General features: G+C 67.6%; 20 protein-coding genes. 13 read left to right on the top strand and 7 right to left on the bottom strand.

All coding sequences use genetic code 11. The annotated features are described in order from the left end of the window. Nucleotides 1–3: 3 nt before the first annotated feature. Nucleotides 4–1,200, bottom strand: a complete 1,197-nt coding sequence (locus tag BLW48_RS21300; protein WP_093177341.1) for an acyl-CoA dehydrogenase family protein — start codon at nt 1,198–1,200, stop codon at nt 4–6. A 246-nt stretch (nt 1,201–1,446) separates the two neighbouring features. On the opposite strand from BLW48_RS21300, the gene BLW48_RS21295 reads away from it, so the two are divergent. Next, nucleotides 1,447–1,683: a hypothetical protein gene (locus tag BLW48_RS21295; RefSeq protein ID WP_093177340.1), complete on the top strand. Its 237-nt coding sequence runs from the start codon at nt 1,447–1,449 to the stop codon at nt 1,681–1,683. 19 nt (nt 1,684–1,702) lie between these two features. Here BLW48_RS21295 and BLW48_RS21290 read toward each other — a convergent pair whose 3' ends face one another. After that, the gene (locus tag BLW48_RS21290; protein ID WP_093056679.1) at nt 1,703–2,572 is read right to left on the bottom strand and encodes a UDP-2,3-diacylglucosamine diphosphatase; all 870 of its coding nucleotides are present in this window, start codon (nt 2,570–2,572) and stop codon (nt 1,703–1,705) included. A gap of 94 nt (nt 2,573–2,666) precedes the next feature. On the opposite strand from BLW48_RS21290, the gene BLW48_RS21285 reads away from it, so the two are divergent. Further along, nucleotides 2,667–4,421: a lysoplasmalogenase family protein gene (locus BLW48_RS21285; protein WP_093177338.1), complete on the top strand. Its 1,755-nt coding sequence runs from the start codon at nt 2,667–2,669 to the stop codon at nt 4,419–4,421. Here BLW48_RS21285 and dmeF read toward each other — a convergent pair. Both dmeF and ruvB read right to left on the bottom strand, forming a co-directional pair. Next, nucleotides 4,418–5,359 carry a CDF family Co(II)/Ni(II) efflux transporter DmeF gene (gene dmeF, locus BLW48_RS21280; RefSeq protein WP_093177337.1) on the bottom strand — a complete coding sequence of 314 codons (942 nt, stop codon included), beginning with the start codon at nt 5,357–5,359 and terminating at the stop codon, nt 4,418–4,420. The genes BLW48_RS21285 and dmeF overlap by 4 nt on opposite strands. 6 nt (nt 5,360–5,365) lie before the next feature. Further along, nucleotides 5,366–6,430, bottom strand: a complete 1,065-nt coding sequence (gene ruvB / locus BLW48_RS21275) for a Holliday junction branch migration DNA helicase RuvB (RefSeq protein ID WP_093056682.1) — start codon at nt 6,428–6,430, stop codon at nt 5,366–5,368. A gap of 87 nt (nt 6,431–6,517) precedes the next feature. On the opposite strand from ruvB, the gene BLW48_RS21270 reads away from it, so the two are divergent. From BLW48_RS21270 to BLW48_RS21240, 7 genes are read left to right on the top strand one after another with little or no spacing between them, the layout of a single operon-like run. Beyond that, the gene (locus tag BLW48_RS21270; RefSeq protein ID WP_093056683.1) at nt 6,518–7,135 is read left to right on the top strand and encodes a CDP-alcohol phosphatidyltransferase family protein; all 618 of its coding nucleotides are present in this window, start codon (nt 6,518–6,520) and stop codon (nt 7,133–7,135) included. Between the two features lie 31 nt (nt 7,136–7,166). Then, nucleotides 7,167–8,933 (top strand): bifunctional alpha/beta hydrolase/class I SAM-dependent methyltransferase, encoded by a 1,767-nt coding sequence (locus BLW48_RS21265; protein WP_093056684.1) that lies wholly within the window; start codon nt 7,167–7,169, stop codon nt 8,931–8,933. Beyond that, nucleotides 8,930–10,279, top strand: coding sequence for a phosphatase PAP2/dual specificity phosphatase family protein (locus tag BLW48_RS21260; protein WP_093177335.1), 1,350 nt, complete (start codon nt 8,930–8,932; stop codon nt 10,277–10,279). The genes BLW48_RS21265 and BLW48_RS21260 overlap by 4 nt, the downstream gene beginning before the upstream one ends. Further along, on the top strand, nt 10,269–10,718 hold the full coding sequence (locus BLW48_RS21255; protein WP_093056686.1) for a hypothetical protein: 450 nt from the start codon (nt 10,269–10,271) through the stop codon (nt 10,716–10,718). Before BLW48_RS21260 ends, BLW48_RS21255 begins: the two co-directional genes overlap by 11 nt. Next, complete coding sequence (locus BLW48_RS21250) at nt 10,715–11,440, top strand: lysophospholipid acyltransferase family protein (protein ID WP_371127381.1); 726 nt, start codon at nt 10,715–10,717, stop codon at nt 11,438–11,440. Before BLW48_RS21255 ends, BLW48_RS21250 begins: the two co-directional genes overlap by 4 nt. Continuing rightward, the gene (locus BLW48_RS21245; protein ID WP_093056687.1) at nt 11,437–12,393 is read left to right on the top strand and encodes a phosphatidate cytidylyltransferase; all 957 of its coding nucleotides are present in this window, start codon (nt 11,437–11,439) and stop codon (nt 12,391–12,393) included. Before BLW48_RS21250 ends, BLW48_RS21245 begins: the two co-directional genes overlap by 4 nt. Beyond that, complete coding sequence (locus tag BLW48_RS21240) at nt 12,390–12,986, top strand: YdeI/OmpD-associated family protein (protein WP_093177334.1); 597 nt, start codon at nt 12,390–12,392, stop codon at nt 12,984–12,986. The genes BLW48_RS21245 and BLW48_RS21240 overlap by 4 nt, the downstream gene beginning before the upstream one ends. Before the next feature lie 203 nt (nt 12,987–13,189). Here BLW48_RS21240 and ruvA read toward each other — a convergent pair whose 3' ends face one another. After that, nucleotides 13,190–13,762 (bottom strand): Holliday junction branch migration protein RuvA, encoded by a 573-nt coding sequence (gene ruvA, locus BLW48_RS21235; protein WP_093056689.1) that lies wholly within the window; start codon nt 13,760–13,762, stop codon nt 13,190–13,192. 20 nt (nt 13,763–13,782) lie between these two features. Between ruvA and BLW48_RS21230 the strand changes: the two genes are divergently transcribed. Both BLW48_RS21230 and ybeY read left to right on the top strand, forming a co-directional pair. After that, a complete protein-coding gene (locus tag BLW48_RS21230; protein WP_177142377.1) occupies nt 13,783–14,739 on the top strand; it encodes a PhoH family protein in 957 nt (318 codons plus the stop codon). A gap of 1 nt (nt 14,740) precedes the next feature. Continuing rightward, complete coding sequence (ybeY, locus tag BLW48_RS21225) at nt 14,741–15,208, top strand: rRNA maturation RNase YbeY (protein ID WP_093056690.1); 468 nt, start codon at nt 14,741–14,743, stop codon at nt 15,206–15,208. A gap of 13 nt (nt 15,209–15,221) precedes the next feature. Here the strand turns inward: ybeY and dtd are convergent, their stop codons facing one another. Then, complete coding sequence (gene dtd, locus BLW48_RS21220; RefSeq protein ID WP_093177332.1) at nt 15,222–15,665, bottom strand: D-aminoacyl-tRNA deacylase; 444 nt, start codon at nt 15,663–15,665, stop codon at nt 15,222–15,224. Further along, nucleotides 15,662–16,579 carry a cation diffusion facilitator family transporter gene (locus tag BLW48_RS21215; protein WP_093177331.1) on the bottom strand — a complete coding sequence of 306 codons (918 nt, stop codon included), beginning with the start codon at nt 16,577–16,579 and terminating at the stop codon, nt 15,662–15,664. Before BLW48_RS21215 ends, dtd begins: the two co-directional genes overlap by 4 nt. 150 nt (nt 16,580–16,729) lie before the next feature. Between BLW48_RS21215 and BLW48_RS21210 the strand changes: the two genes are divergently transcribed. Both BLW48_RS21210 and BLW48_RS21205 read left to right on the top strand, forming a co-directional pair. Beyond that, on the top strand, nt 16,730–17,275 hold the full coding sequence (locus tag BLW48_RS21210; RefSeq protein ID WP_093078414.1) for a FecR family protein: 546 nt from the start codon (nt 16,730–16,732) through the stop codon (nt 17,273–17,275). Continuing rightward, nucleotides 17,272–17,901, top strand: a complete 630-nt coding sequence (locus BLW48_RS21205) for an OmpA family protein (RefSeq protein ID WP_256216853.1) — start codon at nt 17,272–17,274, stop codon at nt 17,899–17,901. Before BLW48_RS21210 ends, BLW48_RS21205 begins: the two co-directional genes overlap by 4 nt. Nucleotides 17,902–17,906: the final 5 nt, after the last annotated feature.

Raw genomic sequence — 17,906 nt, 5'->3', positions numbered from 1 at the left:
ACCTCAGTTCGCCAGCAAGTGGGCCGCGACGATGTTGCGTTGCACCTCGTTGGAACCCGCGTAGATGGAAGCCGCGCGGTCGTTGAGGTAGGCCGACATAGAGAACACGGCGTCTTCGGGAATCGGCAGCTCGCCTTGCAGGCCGTCGTCCAACGGCAGGTCGGCGGCGGCGTAGTGGGCGGCGATTTCCACGCCAAGCTCGGTCAGCCGCTGCCGCAGCTCGGAGCCCAGCACCTTGCCCATCGACGGGCGGATGCCCGGCTGCTCGCCGCGGGCCTGCGCGCGCAGCGATTGCAGCTCGGTGGCTTCGAGCGCATCGATGGCGCACTCGGCTTCGGCCAGGCGCAGGGCCATGTCGTCGGCTTCGTGTGCGTCGCCGCCGGAAGCTGAAAAGGCTGCATCTGCCGCGGTTGTCAGCCGGCGCAGGCGTGCGCGCAGCATGGGCGCCCATGCGCCGCCGCGCTCGTGCTGCAGCAGGTACTTGGCGATGGCCCAGCCCTGGTTCTCCTCGCCGATGAGCCCGTCGGCCGGCACGCGCACGTCGTCGAAGAACACCTGGTTGAGCTCGTGGTCGCCCGAGATGCTGATGATCGGCCGGATGGTGATGCCCGGCGCCGGAATGTCGAAGCACAGGAAGCTGATGCCCTGCTGCGGTTTGCCGCCCGAGGTGGTGCGCACAAGGCAGAACATGCGGTTGGCGTACTGCGCGTGGGTGGTCCAGATCTTGGTGCCGTTGATGACATAGTGGTCGCCGTCGCGCACCGCCTTGCACTGAAGCGAGGCCAGGTCGGAGCCCGACTGCGGCTCCGAGTAGCCCTGGCACCAGTAGTCCTCGCCCGATCGGATGCCGGGCAGCCACGCGCGCTTCTGCGCTTCGGTGCCAAAGGCGATGATCACCGGTGCGACCATGCCCGGCCCCATGGGTGCGCGCGGTGGCGCATCGGCGGCGGCAAGCTCGGCCGCGAAGAGGTAGTGCTGCATCGGCGTCCAGCCGGTGCCGCCGTGCTCGACCGGCCAGCTCGGCACGCTCCAGCCGCGCTTTGCCAGCACACGGTGCCAGCGGTTGCCGTATTCGTAGTCGGTGAAGATGCCGGAGCAGCGCCGGCCCGCGGCACGCAGTTCGGGCGTCAGCTCACGCGCCAGGAAGCCTCGAACCTCGTCGCGGAATGCGGTCTCCGCCGCCGTGAATGCCCAGGCCATGATGTTTGTCGTCTCCTGCTGTCGGAATAACACCGGCCGAGTGTGAGGCCCCCGGAGGCCCGGCGGCATTGTCGGATCGGACGAACGCGGCCACGCGCGGCATGGCGCCTCGAAAGCCACCGTCTTCCGTAGTCTTTTGTTTTCATTCGGGATAATCCGATACGTCGGCGTCCCGGTTCCTGCTCCAATGCGTGCGGGAGTTGTTCCGGGCGCCCGAGAACGCGCCGCCCTCGAAGGAGCACAGCAGTGAGCACTGTCATTCCCGGCTTCCCGCACAGCAGCGTCGAGCGGCTGTGCGACTACGAACTGCCGGAACCGCCCGCCAGCCTTTTCCAGACGCCACCGGAGCCCGATGGCCCCGAGAATTTCGCACTGGCCTGGTGGCTATGGATGGACGAAATGAGCAAGAGCATGCTTCGGCATTACGACGCCTGGCGCGAGCAACTCGGCCATACGACGAACGACCCCGGCCGCAAGGGCTGACCAGCCTGCCCGGCCGGGCTCAGGCCGCGACGGCTTCGCGCTGCGGCGTCGCCTTCGTCGGCACGGGCATGTGCTGCGCCCAGTCGATGATTTCCAGCGTGCCGTCGGCATGCTCGGCCAGTGCCGTCAGGCTCTCGACCCAGTCGCCATCGTTGCAATAGAGGATGCCGTCGATGTCGCGCATCTCGGCATGGTGGATGTGGCCGCAGACCACGCCCTGCGCGCCGCGCTTGCGGGCTTCGCGGGCCACGGCCACTTCGAAGTCGCCCACGTAGCTCACCGCGCGCTTGACCTTGCCCTTGAGGTACTTCGACAGCGACCAGTACGGCAGCCCCATGCGCGCACGCAGCGAGTTGAGGTGGCGGTTGAGCTTGAGCGTGAACTCGTAGAGCGAATCGCCCACGTAGGCGAGCCACTTGGCGCACTGGATGACGCCGTCGAACAGGTCGCCGTGGATGATCCAGAGCTTGCGGCCATCGGCCGTCTCGTGGATCCATTCTTCGGCCACGTCGATGCCGCCGAAGTTGTGATGCAGGTACTTGCGGGCGAACTCGTCGTGGTTGCCCGGAATGAAGATCACGCGCGTGCCCTTGCGCGCCTTGCGCAGCAGCTTCTGGATCACGTCGTTGTGCGCCTGCGGCCAGTACCAGTGGCGCTTGAGCTGCCAGCCGTCGATGATGTCGCCGACCAGGAACAGGGTCTCGCACTCGGTGTGCTTGAGAAAATCGAGCAGCGCACGAGCCTGGCAGCCGGGCGTGCCCAGGTGCAGGTCGGAAATCCAGAGGGTGCGGAATTGCAGGGGTGGACGTACGCGATCATCGTCCTCGGGGTCGAGGGCCCGGGTCGCGGTGTCGTGCCATGCACGAAGGAAGGCGTCGTCGCGTTGCATGGACGGGTAGGCTCCCACCGCCACGTGACCATACGATGGCGCCTCCGTGACATCCCGGTGACTTGTGGCCCGACGGCAACGCCACAATCGCGCGATGCGCCCCGGCCAGATCATCGTTCTCGCAACTCCCGTTTTCTTCCTGCTGATCGCGATCGAATTCGCAGTCGGCCGCGTACGCGCGCGACGCGGCACGGGGCAAGACACCTATCGCCTTGCCGACGCGGTGAACAGCATCGGCCTGGGCATGCTGAGCCAGATCAGCGCGGTGCTCACGGGGCTGCTGCGCATCGGCATCTACACGGCCGTGTATTCGGCTGTGGCGCTGTTTCCGCAAGAGGCAGCGCGCGACTTCTGGACGACGTGGTACGGCTGGCTGCTGGCGCTGGTGTTCTACGACTTCTGCTACTACTGGCTGCACCGCATGGGCCACGAGTCGGCCATCCTGTGGGCGGCGCACGTGGTGCATCACCAGAGCCAGCACTACAACCTGTCGACCGCGTTGCGGCAGACATCGAGCGGCGCACTGCTGAGCTGGGTGTTCTATCTGCCGATGGCGGTGGCGGGCGTGCCACCGCTGGTGTTCGGCGTGGTGGCTCTGGTCGACCTGCTCTATCAGTTCTGGGTGCACACCGAGCAGGTGGGCAAGCTGGGCTGGTTCGACCGCTGGTTCTGCTCGCCCTCGAACCACCGCGTGCACCACGCGGTGAACGACAAGTACCTCGACCGCAACTACGGCGGCATCCTGATCGTGTGGGACCGGATGTTCGGCAGCTTCCGCGAGGAAGACGAACGCTGCGTCTACGGCACGCGCGGCGAGCTGCGCAGCTGGGACCCGCTGTGGGCCAACGCCGAGGTGTACTGGGCGCTGGCGAAGGATTCATGGCATGCGCGCAGCTGGGCCGACAAGCTGCGCGTGTGGTTCAAGCCGCCGGGCTGGCGGCCGGCCGACGTGGCAGCGCGATTTCCAAAGCCCGCCTTCGACATTTCAACGGTGACGCGCTACGAACCGGTGGTGAGCCGGGCCGTGCAGTGGTTCGCGGGCGTGCAGTTCATGCTGATGCTGGCGGGGGCCATATTCTTCCTGTGGTTCTCCGACACCATGCCGCTGCCGCAGGCCGCCGTCTGGCTGGCCGCGCTGACGGCGAGCCTGTGGGCCATCGGCGGTGTGCTGCAGGGGCGGTTGTCGATGACCGAGGTGCTGCTGATCGAGGCAGCGGCCCTGGCCACGGCGAGCGCGGCGCTGGGCATCGGCTGGCTGCACCTCGTCTTCAAGCCGTTGGCTTTGTCGATCGCGATCTTCTTCGCCGGGCGGCGGGCGATGGCGGCCGGTGCCGTAACGACCTTCGACGGGCTGCTGCTGACGGGGCTGGTGGCATCGCTGGCCGGCGACGTGCTGCTGATGGGGCCGGCCAAGCTTTTCGTACCCGGGCTCGTGTGCTTCCTGCTGGCGCACCTGGCCTACATCGCGCTGTTCCGCATCGGGGTCGGCCTGTTTCCGCGCCGCGGCGTGCTCGCGGCGACGCTGCTGATCGGCGCGGGGATGTACGCGTTTCTCTGGCAAGGTGGGCTGCCCGTCGCCCTGCGGGTGCCGGTCGGCGTCTATGTGATCGTGATCGCCTGCATGGCGGCACAGGCCATCGGGCGGGCCGCCGTGCTACGAAGCGCAGACCCTGCCGCGCTGTGGGTTGCGGTGGGCGCCTGCTTCTTCATGCTGAGCGACTCGCTGCTGGCAACGAACCGTTTCGTGTCACCGCTGCCGCTGGCGTCGCTGTGGGTGCTGGCTACCTACTACGCGGCGCAGATTCTGATCGTGCGGCACACGCGGCCCGCAGAAAGAAGCGGGAGCTAGTCGACGCAGCGCTGGATTTCCACCGTGGAGTGGCGAATTTCCTCGTGCATCGAGAAGCACGCCCGCACCTGGTCGGCCGTCAGCGTCATCGAATGCGTCACCACCGTGAGCGCACAGGCGTACGCATCGCGCCCCACGCGCCACACGTGCAGATCGGCCACGCAAGTTTCCGAATCGGCCAGCGTCGTCTCGACGCCTTCGCGGATCTCTTGCGTCACCGGGTGGTCCATCTCGCGGTCGAGCAGCACCTTGCCGGTTTCCTTCAGCAGCCCCTTGGCCCAGACCGCCACCAGCACCGCGCCGACGATGCCCATCGCCGGATCGAGCCAGGCCCAGCCGTAGAACCAACCGCCCAGCAGCGCCGCGATGGCCAGCACCGAGGTGGCGGCATCGGCCACGACGTGCATGTAGGCGGAACGCAGGTTCAGGTCGTGGCCATGGTCGCCATGCGCGTGGTGATCGTCATGCCCGTGATGATGGTGATGCGCCCCGCCCAGCAACCGCGCGCAGACCAGGTTGACCACCAGCCCCAGCACCGCGACCGAGATGGCTTCGGGGTAGTGAATGGCCGAAGGTGACCACAGCCGCTCAAGCGAGCCCACCACCATCAGCGCCGCGATGCCCAGCAGCACCAGCGCGCTGGCAAAACCGCCGAGCACTTCGATCTTCCAGGTGCCGAAGGCAAAGCGCGGGTCGCGTGCGTAGCGCCGTGCGGCCGCATAGGCAAAGGCGCTCAGGCCGATGGCCAGCGCATGCGAGCTCATGTGCCAGCCGTCGGCCAGCAGCGCCATCGAGTTGAACCACCAGCCGGCGCCGATCTCGACGACCATCATCGCGGCGGTGATCCACATCACGAGGCGCGTGCTGCGCTCGGCGGAGGCGGTGTCGGCGCCGAAATGATGGTCGTGCTGCCAGGCACTCAGGTCATGGGTGTGCATGTGTCTTCAGGCTCCGAAGAGGTCTTGTCCGTCGGAACGGCTCGAAGGCGGCGTCACGCCCAGGTGCCGGTACGCCGCCAGCGTGGCGATGCGCCCGCGCGGCGTGCGCTGCAGGTAGCCCTGCTGGATGAGATAGGGCTCGATCACGTCCTCGATGGTGTCGCGCTCCTCGCCGATGCTGGCCGCCACGTTGTCGAGGCCCACCGGGCCGCCGTCGAAACGGTGGATGACGGCTTCGAGCAGCTTGCGGTCCATCAGGTCGAAGCCCTGCGGGTCGACGTCGAGCATGGCCAGCGCCTTGTGCGCGATTTCTTCGGTGATGCGGCCATTGCCCTTGACCTCGGCGTAGTCGCGCACGCGGCGCAGCAGGCGGTTGGCAATGCGGGGCGTGCCGCGCGAACGGCGGGCGATCTCGAAGCCGCCGGTTTCGTCGGTCTCCACCTTGAGCAGGCGGGCGCTGCGGGTCACGATCAGCGCCAGCTCTTCGGGCGTGTAGAACTCCAGCCGCGCGACGATGCCGAAGCGGTCGCGCAGCGGGTTGGTCAGCATGCCGGCGCGGGTGGTGGCGCCCACCAGGGTGAAGGGCTGCAGGTCTAGCTTGATGCTGCGCGCCGCGGGGCCCTCGCCGATCATGATGTCGATCTGGTAGTCCTCCAGCGCGGGGTACAGGATTTCCTCGACGACCGGGCTCAGGCGGTGGATCTCGTCGATGAAGAGCACGTCGTTGGGCTCCAGGTTGGTCAGCAGCGCCGCCAGGTCCTTGGGCTTTTCGAGCACGGGGCCGGAGGTCTGGCGCAGGTTGACGCCCAGTTCGGCCGCGATGATGTGAGACAGCGTGGTCTTGCCCAGGCCCGGGGGGCCGAACAGCAGCACGTGGTCGAGCGCCTCTTTGCGCTTGCGCGCGGCGCCGATGAAGATTTCGAGCTGCTCGCGCACCTTGGCCTGGCCGACGTACTCGTCGAGCAGCTTGGGGCGCAGGGCCCGCTCGATCGCCTCTTCGTTGGGCGATGCGGGGGCTGCGGACACCACGCGTTGGGGGGCGGGCGCGAAGTCGTCTGTCTGGATGGTCATTGGGTAAGGGTCTGCGTCGGCAAGTTTAGTCCTTGGGCCAGACTGGCAGAATGCTTCGGCACATAACAAACGAGGGGAAGCCAGCACGTGTCGATCTACGAACTGAAGCCGCGTTTCCAGGCCCTGCTGCGGCCGCTGGTGGTCCGCCTGCATGCGATGGGCGTCACCGCCAACCAGGTCACGATGGCGGCATGCGTCGTTTCGGTCGCGCTCGGGCTCTGGCTCTTCTTCGCGGCGCCCTCGCTGGCAGCCTTCGGGCTCATTCCACTTTGGATGTTCCTTCGCATGGCCTTCAACGCCATCGACGGCATGCTGGCGCGCGAGCACAACCAGCAGAGCAAGCTGGGCGCTTTCCTCAACGAACTGACCGACGTGGTCTCCGACGCGGCGCTGTACCTGCCCTTTGCGCTGGTGCTGCCTTTCAGCGGCTTCTGGGTCGGCACGGTGATCGTGCTGGCCGGGCTGAGCGAATTCGCCGGCGCGCTGGGCCCCACGGTGGGCGCCTCGCGCCGCTACGACGGTCCGCTGGGCAAGAGCGACCGGGCCTTCGTGTTCGGCGCACTCGGCCTCTACGTGGCGCTGGGCTTGCCGCTGCCGGGCTGGACGGCCTGGCTGATGCCGCTGCTTGCTGTGCTGGTGGCCTGGACCACCGTCAACCGCATCCGCCGCGCGCTGGCCGAGGCCGACGCCGCAGGCCGCCACTGAACAAGCTCCTACAAGATTTCACAGGGATTCAATGAACGACACCACCCCACGCGCTCCGAACGAGCTTCATTTCCAGACGCACGACGGCGAATCGCTTTTCTACCGCCACTGGCCGGCCACGGGCGCCACGCGGCGCGGCGCCATCGTGCTGTTCCATCGCGGCCATGAACACGGCGCGCGCATGGCGCACCTGGTCGACGAGCTGAACCTGCCCGACTTCGACTTCTTCGCCTGGGACGCCCGCGGCCACGGCCGCTCACCCGGGCAGCGCGGCTACAGCCCGAGCTTCGGCACCTCGGTGCGCGACGTGCAGACCTTCGTGCAGCACATCGGCACGGCACACGGCGTGCCCGAGCAGGACATCCACGTGGTCGCGCAGAGCGTGGGCGCGGTGCTGATCGCCACATGGGCGCACGACTACGCGCCCAAGGTGCGCGGGCTCACGCTCGCCTCGCCGGCCTTCAAGGTCAAGCTCTACGTGCCGTTCGCGCGCGCCGGGCTCGGGCTGATGCACAAGCTGCGCGGCCTGTTCTTCGTCAACAGCTACGTGAAGGCGAAGTTCCTCACGCACGACCCCGAACGCATCGCCAGCTACGAGAGCGATCCGCTGATCTCTCGGCCCATTGCGGTCAACATCCTGCTGGGCCTGTACGAAGCCGCTGACCGCGTGGTGGCCGACGCGAATGCGATCACGCTGCCGGTGCAGCTGCTCATCTCGGGCGCCGACTGGGTGGTGCACCACAAGCCGCAGCACCAGTTCTTCGAGCGGCTGGGCAGCGCGGTGAAGACCAAGACCGAGCTGCCAGGCTTCTTCCACGACACGCTGGGCGAGAAAGACCGGGCGCCGGCCGTGGCGCAGATCCGCGAATTCATCCTGCAGCGCTTCGACGAGCCGGCCGTGCCGGTGGACCGCCGCGAGGCGCACCTGAGCGGCGACACGGCCGACGAGTCGCGTGCACTGGCCGAGCCGCTGTCGCCCCTGTCGCCGCGCGGTGCCTACTGGGCCATGACCCGCGCGAGCCTGAAGCTGGGCGGCACGATGTCCGAGGGCATCAAGCTCGGCCACGCCACCGGCTTCGACTCGGGCAGCACGCTCGACTACGTGTATCGCAACCATCCGCAGGGCAGCTCGGCCATCGGCCGCTCCATCGACAAGACGTACCTGGACTCCATCGGCTGGCGCGGCATCCGCCAACGCAAGATCCACGTCGAGGAGTTGCTACGCATTGCAATGGAGCGCCTGGCCGACATGCACCGCGAGGTGCGCGTGATGGACATCGCCGCCGGTCACGGCCGCTACGTGCTCGACGCGGTGCTGGCCAGCCCTGTCAAGGCCAGCTCCATCCTGCTGCGCGACTACAGCGACATCAACGTGCGCGATGGCCGGGCGCTCATCGCCGAGAAGGGCCTGGAGGACGTCGCGCAGTTCGTGCAGGCCGACGCCTTCGACCGCATGAGCCTCGCGAGCGTATTGCCGCGGCCCACGCTGGCCGTGGTGTCGGGCCTGTACGAGCTGTTCCCCGACAACGAGATGGTGCGCCGCTCGCTCGCGGGCGTGGGCGACGCGGTGGAAGACCGCGGCTACCTCGTCTACACCGGTCAGCCGTGGCACCCGCAGCTCGAGATGATCGCGCGCGCCCTCACCAGCCACCGCCAGGGTGAGGCCTGGGTGATGCGCCGTCGCACCCAGTACGAGATGGACCAGCTGGTGGAAGAAGCGGGCTTCCGCAAGATCGACCAGCGGGTCGACGAGTGGGGCATCTTCACGGTGTCGCTGGCAGTGCGCGTCACGCAATGACCGCCTGGCTGGCGCAACGGCCCTGGAAGCGCGCCGCCGCATGGCTGGTGTTTCTGGGGCCGCTGTTCTATGCGACCTATGGTTTCGCCAACTGGTGGGCGACCACGCGGGCGAACGTGCCGTCGATGGCTTTCGAGTGGGAGCGGCAGGTGCCGTTCTGGCCGTGGACGATCTTTCCTTACTGGACGATCAACGTCTTCTATGCGCTGTCGCTGTTCCTGGCGCGCAGCGGGCACACGCTCGACCGGCACGCGCTGCGGCTGGTCACGGCCACGCTCGTCGCCTGCAGCTGCTTCATCCTCTGGCCGCTGCACTTCAGCTTCGGGCAGCCGCCGGTCGATGGGGCGCCGGCCTTTCTGTTCAACGCGCTGCGCGGGTTCGACCAGCCGTTCAACCAGGCGCCTTCGCTGCACATCGCGCTGGCCGTGATCCTGTGGGATTGGTATCGGCAGTTCATCCGGCCCCTCTGGGCGCGGCTGGTGCTGCATGTGTGGGCCTTCGCCATCTGCGCGTCGGTGCTCACGACGTGGCAGCACCACTTCATCGACATTCCGACCGGTGCCCTGCTCGGCCTGTTCTGCGTGTGGCTGTGGCCGCTGGAGCGCGTGGTGTCGATGCCGCGTGCGTGGCGCATCACGCGCGACTCGCAGCGCTGGAAGCTCGCGGGTTTCTACGCAGTGGGCGCGGCGCTGTTCCTGGCGGCCGCGCTGTACGGCGGTGGCGTCGCGCTGTGGCTCGCATGGCCGGCCGCGTCGCTGGCGCTGGTGGCGTTGAACTACATCGGCTTCGGCGCACGCGGCTTCCAGATGGACGGCCACGGTCGCATGGGTTGGGCCGCGCGCTGGATGCTGGCACCCTACCGGCTCGCCGCCGCCATCAACGCCTGGCTCTGGACGCGCAAGCTGCCGGCTTCGGTCGAAGTGGTGCCGGGCCTGCGGCTGGGCCGACGGCCGACGCACGCCGAATGGCTGGCCGCCGGGCAGCCCCGGCTGGTGAGCCTGTGCGCCGAGCTGCAGATGCCCGCGGGCGTCCCGCATGCGCGCTGCGTACCGCTGCTCGACCTGACGGTGCCGCCAACCGTGCGCCTGCAGCGCGCGGCAGCCGTCATCGAAGGCCAGCGCCGGAACGCAGACGGTGCCACAGTGTGGGTCTGCTGCGCGCTCGGCTTCTCGCGCAGCGCTGCGGCGGTGATCGCCTGGCTGGGCCGCTACGGCCCGGCCGGCGGCGTCGCCCAGGCCGAAGACACGGTGCGCCGCGCACGGCCGCAGATCGTGCTGCGGGGTGCCTGGCGGGTGTCACTGGAGCCGTTCAAACCTTTGCCGGAGGTACCGCCCCATGACCGATGACAACGACCGAACCACCTGCGCCGCACTGGCGGGCCTGCTTCGCGCCATCGCGCTGCTGGGCCTCTGGGGCTTCGCGCTCACCTGCATCTCGGCGCTGGTGCTCGCGCTGACGCTGCGCTCGCTCTCGACCACGGCCACCATGGGCTTCGGCGCCGTCGTGATCCTCGGCGCGCTGGAGCGCTACTTCGCGTTCCGGCTGCGCTTCGACGAAGCGCTGTTCGACGGCCTCGCGCGCAACACCGTCGCTTCGCTCGAAGCGCTCGACAAAGCGCTCTCCACGCTCGGACTGCGCGAGCCACCGCCGTCGCAACACAACACCACGCGCCCGCTCGACGACCGCGTGCAGGGCACCCGACAGCTCATGCAGCGCCATGCCATCGTCGTGGCCTGCCAGAGCGCCTTGTTCCTCCTTGCCTTGATGACACAGGACCTCTCTTGACCGAAGAAAACAACAAGAACAACGACAAGCCCGAAAGCACCGTGCTGCGGCGCGGGCTCGCCATCGTGGCGGGCAAGCTGATCATCGGCGCGGCCGGGCTGCTGACCGGGGTGCGCGCCATCTGGTCGGGCACCACGCCGAAGGCCGAGCAGACGCTGTACTTCGCCAACCACACGAGCCACGGCGACTTCGTGCTGCTGTGGGCCACGCTGCCGCCCGATCTGCGCGCGCTCACGCGGCCGGTGGCCGGGCAGGACTACTGGATGGCCTCGAAGACGCGCCAGTTCATCGGCGCCGACGTGTTCAATGCGCTGATGATCCGCCGCGACGGATCGGGCCAGGGCGAGAACCCGGTCGAGCAGATGAAGGAAGCGCTGGACGCAGGCGACTCGCTCATCATGTTCCCCGAGGGCACGCGCAACACGGGCGACGAGATCCTGCTGCCGCTGAAAAGCGGGCTCTTCCACCTGGCCCGCGCCTGCCCCAACGTGCGGCTGGTGCCCGTGTGGATCGAGAACCTGAAACGCGTGCTGCCCAAGGGCACGCTGGTGCCTATTCCGCTCGCGTGCACGGTGCGCTACGGCGCGCCGATCAAGCTGGCTGAGGGGGAAGACAAGAACACCTTCATCGCTCGCGCGCGCACGGCGATGCTCGACCTGCGCCCCGAATACGACCGCATCGAACAACAGAACGAACAAAGCAACGGAGGGAGCGCCTCGTGATCGAACTCTCTCCCTTCGCGTGGACCACGCTCAAGCTCTTCGGCGGCGTGGCCGGCGTGCTGATACTGGCCTCGGCCATCGGCGCGCTGCTCAAGTGGCGCGTGGCGCACGGCCAGCCTCATTCGGTAATCGACAACCTCAACTCGCGCGTCAATGCGTGGTGGGTGATGGTGGCGGTGATCGGCATTGCCTTTGCCTTCGGCAAGGGCGGCGTGATCGTGCTGTTCTATCTGATCTCGTTCTATGCGCTGCGCGAGTTCATCAGCCTGGCCTACACGCGGCGCGGCGACCACGCGCCGATCGCGCTGGCTTTCTACCTCGCGCTGCCGGGGCAGTATTTCCTGATCTGGATCGACTGGTACGGGCTCTACGCGATCTACATCCCGGTCTATGCCTTCCTGCTGCTGCCCATCCTGGCGGCGGTCGGCGGCGACACGCGCCGCTTCCTTGAGCGCACCTCGAAGATCCAGTGGGGGCTGATGGTGTGCGTGTTCTGCATCAGCCACGTGCCGGCGCTGCTCACGCTGCAGATTCCCGGCTTCGAAGGCCGCAACCTGCTGCTGATCGCCTTCCTCGTGATCGTGGTGCAGGGCAGCGACGTGCTGCAGTACGTGTGGGGCAAGCTCTTCGGCAAGCGCAAGGTGGCACCCGAGCTGTCTCCCTCCAAGACCTGGGAAGGCCTGATCGGCGGCGTGGCGAGCGCCACCGCGCTGGGCGCGGCACTGTACTGGGCCACGCCGTTCAACCCGTGGCAGGCGGCGCTGATGGCGCTCACGATCTGCCTGATGGGTTTCTTCGGCGGATTGGTGATGTCGGCCATCAAGCGCGACCGCGGCGTGAAGGACTGGGGTTCGATGATCGAAGGCCATGGCGGCATGCTCGATCGGCTCGACTCGGTGATCTTTGCAGCGCCCATCTACTTTCACGCGCTGCGCTACTGGTGGGTGCCATGACCACGAAGACGGCAGAGCGCATTCCGCACGACACGCCGATCGAATGCACCAATGCCGCGTCGTGGACACGCTGGCTCAAGCGCCACCACGCGACCGCCGCCGGCGTATGGCTTCGCATCGCGAAGAAGGACAGCGGCATCGCCTCCATCGACCACCCCGCCGCACTCGAGGAAGCGCTGTGCTACGGCTGGATCGACGGCCAGCGCAAGAGCGATGACGCGCAGTATTTCCTGCAACGCTTCACGCCGCGCACCAAGCGCAGCATCTGGTCGCAGATCAACCGCACCAAGGTGCTGAAGCTCATCGACGAAGGCCGCATGCAGCCGGCCGGACTGGCCGAGATCGAGCGCGCGAAGGCCGACGGGCGCTGGGACGCGGCCTACGAAGCCGCGAGCGTGGCGACAGTGCCGCCCGATCTTCAGGCCGCGCTGGACGCGAACAAGAAAGCTGCGAAGTTCTTCGCCACGCTGGATGCGCGCAACCGCTTTGCGGTGATGTTTCGTACTCAGGGGGCGAAGAAGCCCGAGACCCGGGCGCGGCGCATCGAGAAGTTCGTGGAGATGCTGGCCAAGGGCGAAAAAATCTACCCCTGAGCGGCGAGAGTTTCGTTCCGGGGTGCGTGCGAATGACACCGGGTACTCCCCTCCGCGAATGTCCCCCGGCCTGCGGCCTCCTCCTTTATTTCGCTGCGGGGAGCACCCGGTGCCATTCGCACATGTGCGCTGCCGTTGTGCCGGAGGTTTAAGCGCTGCGCTGAACGATCACGCCATCGGCGTGATCGCGCCCCGAACCAAGCTCACTTAGCCAACGACTTCAGCGCCATCTTGATCCCCTCGCTCACCGTCGCATCCTTCGGCAGCGCCTTGAGCGCAAGCGCGGCCTCCTTGTCGCTGTAGCCCAGCGCGATCAGCGCCTGGAGAATGTCCGCCTGCGCATCGGACGCCGCATGCGCCGGCAGGCCGATATCAGCGCCGAGCTTGCCCTTGAGCTCCAGCAGCAGCCGCTCGGCGGTCTTCTTGCCGATGCCCGGAATCTTCACGAGCCGGCCGAGTTCCTGCGTTGTGATCGCCTGCGAAAGCTCGCCCACGCTCATGCCCGAGAGCAGGCCCAGCGCGGTGCGCGGCCCCACGCCGGTGATCTTGATGAGCTGGCGAAAGGCTGCCCTTTCCTCCGCAGTGCCGAAGCCGTAGAGAATCTGCGCGTCCTCGCGCACGACGAAGTGCGTGAGCAGCGAGACCTTCGCGCCGAGGTTCGGCAGGTTGTAGAACGTGCTCATCGGCACGTCGACCTCATAGCCGACTCCGTTGCAGTCCACAACTACCTGCGGTGGGTTGCGTTCGGCCAGCGTGCCGGTCAGTTTGCCTATCATGGGTGCCCTTTTTCCTTGAAATGTCCGGCGTGATTCTGCGACACACCTTTACCCCACTGAACAATTCGCGCCTCGGCCACCTGTGCGGACCTCTGGACGCCCACCTGCGCCGCATCGAAGAGGCGTTGGGCGTGAAGATCGCGCACCGTCACGAACAGTTCAAGGTCGACGGCCCCAAGGCCTCCGCGCAGCGCGCAATGGACGTGCTGCAGGCGCTGTACGAAATTGCCCAGCGGCCCATCGACGCGGCGGTGGTGCAGCTCACGCTGGCCGGCGACGGCGGAATGCTCGAGGGCGACGACGACATCGCGATGCTGGTCACCCGCCGCACCGACCTGCGCGCGCGCACACCCACGCAGGCGCTGTACCTCGACAACATCGCCAAGCACGACATCACCTTCGGCATCGGGCCGGCCGGCACCGGCAAGACGTATCTCGCAGTGGCCTGCGCGGTCGATGCGCTGGAGCGCGCCGCGGTGCAGCGCATCGTGCTGACGCGGCCCGCGGTGGAAGCAGGCGAGCGGCTGGGCTTTCTGCCGGGTGATCTGACGCAGAAGGTCGACCCGTACCTGCGCCCGCTGTACGACGCGCTCTACGACCTGATGGGCTACGAGAAGGTGCAGAAGGCCTTCGAGCGAAATGCGCTCGAGATCGCGCCGCTGGCCTTCATGCGTGGGCGCACGCTGAACAACGCCTTCGTGATCCTCGACGAGGCGCAGAACACCACGCCCGAGCAGATGAAGATGTTCCTCACACGCATCGGCTTCGGCGCGCGCGCGGTGGTGACGGGCGACGTCAGCCAGATCGATCTGCCCAAGCAGCAGTTGAGCGGGCTGATTGACGCCGAACGCGTGCTCAAGCGAGTGAACGGCATCGCCATGACGCACTTCACGAGCGTGGACGTGGTGCGCCACCCGCTTGTGGCGAAGATCGTCGATGCCTACGACGGCCAGCGCAAGCGCGCGGGAGCCCACTGAGATGGCCGCATCCGCACTTCCCGCACTTTCGCTCTCGCTGCAGTTCGGCCGCTTCAAGGGCGTGGAGCGCCATCGCGCCGCGCTACCGCGCCACAGCGTGACGCGCTGGATCCGCCATGCGCTCGACATCGACGGCGAGATCACGGTGCGCATCGTCGACGCCGACGAGGGCCAGCGCCTGAACCGCGAGTTTCGCGGTAAGGACTACGCAACCAACGTGCTGACCTTCGACTACGCGCAAAGCCCGCTGGTGATGGCCGACCTGGTGCTGTGCGCTCCGGTGGTGGCGCGCGAGGCAAAGGAAAACCGCAAGACGCTGGCCGACCACTACGCACACCTGCTGGTGCACGGCACGCTGCATGCGCAGGGCTGGGACCACGAGACCAGCGAGGCCGACGCTGACGAGATGGAGGCCTACGAAATCGAGATCCTCGCGGGACTGGGCATTCGCAGCCCGTACGGCAAATAAATAACGGCCGCCGCTACGCCGTCATCTGCAGCGGGATGGTGACGGGCCCGTCGTTCAGCAGGTGCACCTGCATGTCGGCACCGAACTCGCCGGTGGCCACCACCGGGTGCGTGGCCCGCGCCTGCGCCACGAAGTATTCGTAGAGCCGGCGGCCTTCGTCGGGCGGCGCGGCCTGGGTGAAGCTGGGGCGGTTGCCGCCGCTCGCGTCGGCCGCCAGCGTGAACTGGCTCACCACCAGCAGGCCGCCGCCGATGTCCTGCACGCTGCGGTTCATCTTGCCGGCCTCGTCCGAGAAGATGCGCAGCTTGAGGATCTTGGCGAGCATGCGGTCGGCGAGCGCGTCGACGTCGCCGCGCTCTGCGCACAGCAGCACGAGCAGGCCCGTGTCGATGGCGCCGACGGTGCGGCCGGCAATGTCGACGCGTGCATTTGCCACGCGTTGGAGAACAGCTTTCATAAGGCGTGATGTTCGCCAGCCTGGGTGGCGCGGGCTTCCATGGTCAGGGGCAGGAGCTGGATCGTCACGCGCAGGCCGGGCACGGCGTCCATCAGGGCCTGCTCCAGCTGGTCGCGCATGTTGGCGGCATGCTGCAGGGTCCAGTCGCCGGGCACGTGCATGTGCAGGTCGGCAAAGCGGCGCTGGCCGGCGCTGCGGGTCACCATGTCGTCGAAGCGCAGCCGCGTGCCTTCGGGCATGCGGGCGGCGAAGGCGTCGAGGGTGGCGCGCACGGTGGCGAGGGTTTCGGGGTCGAGGGCTTCGTCCATCAGGCCCTGCGACGAGCGCCACACCAGCTTGACGCCCTCGCGCACGATGTTGAGCGCTACGCCGATGGCCAGCAACGGGTCGAGCCAGAGCCAGCCGCTGAGCTGCACGCCGACGATGCCGACCACAACGGCGGCGGAGGTCCAGACGTCGGTCATCAGGTGGCGGCCGTCGGCCTCCAGCGCGATCGAACGGTGCGTGCGTGCCGCGCGGAAGAGCATGAAAGCCAGCCCCGCGTTGAAGCCCGAGCTGAGCACTGACAGCGCCAGGCCCCAGCCCAGCTGCTCCAGCGGCTGCGGCGACAGCAGGCGCTGGATGGACACCCAGAGGATCGCAATGGCCGCGCCCACGATCAGGATGCCTTCGAAGCCGGAGGAAAAGTACTCGGCCTTGTGGTGGCCGTAGGGATGGTCGTCGTCGGCGGGCCGCTCGGCGATGGTCACCATGGCCAGCGCGAACATGGCGCTCGCCAGGTTCACGAAGGACTCCATCGCGTCCGAGATCAGGCCCATCGAATTCGTCATGTAGCCAGCCAGGCCCTTGAGCACAATCGTGATCAAGGCCACGGCAACTGACACGCGCAGCAGCGTCTTGGGGGTCAACGTCATGCAAAAACCATGGGAATTGGGCAGAAGGCAACGCAAAAAGCGGTAAAAGGCCGCAAGAACTGCCTGAATTATCGGCTCCGTGTCTACATGTAACGCCTTCGCATTAATAATTTGCGACCAACGCGAAACTGTCCTTCGCAGAGAGCCCAGATGATGAAAAACCTCGTGATCGCCTTGGGCGGCCTCGCCATTGTGGCCTCGGCCGCGCTGGCACAAGCCCAGACGCCGTCGGCCGCTCCCGTGGCGGCGCCACCTGCCGCAGCCGCGTCCGCACCGGCGCCTGCTACAGCCGCCCCCGCCGCCAAGGCGGATCCCCAGGCGGGCTTCGTGAAGTTCGTGCGCGGCAACGTGCAACTGCTCAACGGCGCCGGCGCCACCCGCGCGGCCAGCCCCGGCGACGCGCTGGGCGCCGTGGACCGCATCGTGACCGGCCCCGACTCCTCGGCCTCCGTGGTGCTCCGCGACGACACGACACTGGTGGTCGGCCCCTCGTCGCGGCTCGACCTGAAGGAATTCCACTTCGACGGCACGACGCACGAAGGCGGCATGCTGGTCTCGCTGCTGCGAGGCTCCATGCGCATGATCACCGGCCTGATCGGCAAGACCAATCCCGACGCAGTGCGGGTCGAGACGCAAACGGCCACCATCGGCATTCGCGGCACCGACTTCATCGTGCAAGCCGACGGCCAGCCATGATGAAGACTCCCAAGCCCCAACAGTCCCGCCTCGCATTCCTTCTTCCGGCCGCGCTGGCCGCCCTGCTGCTGGCCGCATGCTCGACGCCCGGCACGCGGGTGGTGCTGCTGCCGCAGGCGGACGGCAAGCCATCGGCAGTGGTGGTGCGCGCCAAGGACGGAGAAGAAGTGCTCTCCACGCCCTACCAGCGCGCCACGGCCGCAGTGGGCGCAAAGGGCGCTCCGGTGGTCGACCAGGCCGATCCGGCCAAGGTGCAGGCAGAGAACAAGCCGCTGTTCGACATGCGCCCGCCTCCGCCGCAGCGCTACACGGTGTATTTCGAGCTCGGCGGCACCACGTTGACGCCGGCTTCGCAGCAGATCATGACCGAGGCGCTGGCTGCGGCGTTGGCGCGCAGCGGCGGCGACATCGTGGTCACGGGCCACACCGACACCAAGGGCAGCGGCGAGCAGAATGACCAGTTGTCGCGTCGTCGGGCGCAGGAAGTGGTCCAGCTCTTCGTGGAGCGCCAGTTCCCGGCCAACCGCATCGAGGCCGTGGGCCGCGGCGAGCGCGACCTGGCCGTCCCGACCGCCGACGAGGTGGACGAGCCGCGGAACCGGCGCGTCACCATCGAGGTTCGCTGAAAGCC

The organism is Variovorax sp. YR266, from assembly GCF_900107295.1.
Classification (GTDB): domain Bacteria; phylum Pseudomonadota; class Gammaproteobacteria; order Burkholderiales; family Burkholderiaceae_C; genus Variovorax.
This window is presented reverse-complemented; position numbering and strand designations above follow the sequence as displayed.